This is a genomic window from Acinetobacter sp. UBA3132, from assembly GCF_002364825.1.
Lineage (GTDB): Bacteria > Pseudomonadota > Gammaproteobacteria > Pseudomonadales > Moraxellaceae > Acinetobacter > Acinetobacter schindleri.
This window is the reverse complement of the sequence record NZ_DEZM01000221.1, coordinates 1-1,797: the sequence shown is the minus strand read 5'-3', so window position 1 is coordinate 1,797 and position 1,797 is coordinate 1. Positions and strand designations below refer to the sequence as shown.

The window sequence follows — 1,797 nt, the reverse complement described above, 5'->3', positions numbered from 1 at the left end:
CTGCAACTTGTCCACGCAATCCTGCGCCGGTGAGTACTTTTCCTTCAGCCATTGTTTTAATTCTCCTGCTTAAACAGTTTATCTAATGTGTCTTCGAAGCTGTGATAATCTAAAAATTCGTAGAGTTCTTTTCGTTGCTGCATTTTGTCCAGTACATTTACTTGAGTACCGTTTTGACGGATCGACTGCATCACTTCCAAAGCAGCCTTTTGCATTGCACGGGTAGCCGACAGTGGATATAGCACCATACGAATGCCCTGCTCAGCCAGTTCTTCTGTGGTGTAATATGGTGTATCACCAAATTCGGTGATATTTGCCAAAATAGGTACACCCACCGCATCGCAGACTGTTCTATACATAGTGATGTCCGTCATTGCCTCAGCAAAGATCGCATCCGCACCCGCCTCTACACAGGCACAAGCACGATCAATCACAGCCTGTAAGCCTTCTTTTTGCAAGGCATCGGTACGTGCCATGACTACAAAGTTAGAATCCGTTTTGGCATCCACTGCCGCCTTGATCCGGTCTACCATTTCCTGTTGCGATACGATTTCTTTATTTGGACGGTGGCCGCAACGCTTTTGTGCTACCTGGTCTTCAATATGCACGGCTGCTGCGCCAGCTGCAATCATCTGCTTAATGCTACGAGCAATATTAAATGCGCCACCCCAGCCTGTATCAATATCTACCAGTAATGGCGTATCCACACGTTCAGTAATACGGCGTACATCTTCGAGGACATTATCAAGACTGGTCATACCCAGGTCAGGCAATCCATAAGAATAATTGGCCACACCGGCACCAGAGACATAAAGGGCTTTATAACCGACCTGTTTCGCCATCATGGCTGCATAGGCATTTACGGTTCCAATGATTTGTAGTGGTTTCTCAGTTTCTAATGCTTCTCTAAACTTTAAACCTGCAGACATTTGTTGTGTCATCTTCCCTTTCCACAGTGTTGGCTATAATTATTGAAGTTCGAGTATACCTATTCAAAATGCTCAATCCATGGTCTGATAGAATAAAAACTCTAAAACTTTAGTCAAATAATGCGGATAGATTTAGCATAAATCTTAGTCGAGATAATAGATACAGCAGTCTCCATGAAATGTGCGCACAACTTTGTTATGATGGCAACTGAAATAATCGAAAAGTGCTGATTTAGTCGTCAATATGCAGGATCTCGTTCAACTGGAACCCTTAGCCAAAGATGTGCCACAGACCAAGCGTGGTCATGAGCGCTGTCTCGCCCTTTTGATCAGTGCAACAGAGCTATTCCTGGAACATGGTTATGATGCTGTATCACTGGATGATATTGTCAATCATGCCGGTGGCTCCAAGGCGTCTATTTATAAATACTTTGGCAATAAAGAAGGCCTATTTAAGTCGATTTGTGATTATCGCCGTACCCAGTTCTTTAAAGATATCTGTCTGCCCTTCTCTTTAGACAGTTCTAAAGACTTTAGAAGCTATTTGATTCAGACCTTGCTGAACTTCTACCAGCATATCAAACAGCCGGAAAATGCCGCATTTATGCATCTTGTGCTGGAACAAAGTGGACGCAATCTGGATATTGCTCGACATATTCATGAACAGGGGCCAAAACATATCCAGCACTCGATTGCTGAAGTTTTATCACAGGCACATGCCAAAGGACTACTTAGCTGTCCAAATCCATTATTTTCTGCACAATTGTATTTCGGTATTTTAAGAAATATGGAATGGCGCATTTTAATGGGTTTGCCAAGCGATGAAACTGATCAGGAAACTGTCGAATATGTGAATTATTGTGTCGAT

At 43.0% G+C, this 1,797-nt stretch carries 2 protein-coding genes; one reads left to right on the top strand and one right to left on the bottom strand.

Annotation, left to right across the window (positions count from 1 at the left end; translation table 11 throughout):
- Positions 1-56 precede the first annotated feature (56 nt).
- Positions 57-941: a methylisocitrate lyase gene (gene prpB, locus B4033_RS12065; protein ID WP_286834295.1), complete on the bottom strand. Its 885-nt coding sequence runs from the start codon at positions 939-941 to the stop codon at positions 57-59.
- Positions 942-1,173: 232 nt separating this feature from the next.
- Here prpB and B4033_RS12060 point away from each other — a divergent pair.
- Positions 1,174-1,797: TetR/AcrR family transcriptional regulator (locus B4033_RS12060; RefSeq protein WP_286834292.1), on the top strand; the 624-nt coding region annotated here is incomplete at its 3' end.

Coding starts and splice junctions, on each gene's coding strand:
- prpB (WP_286834295.1), bottom strand. CDS start 941: ATGACACAACAAATGTCTGCAGGTTTAAAGTTTAGAGAAGCATTAGAA.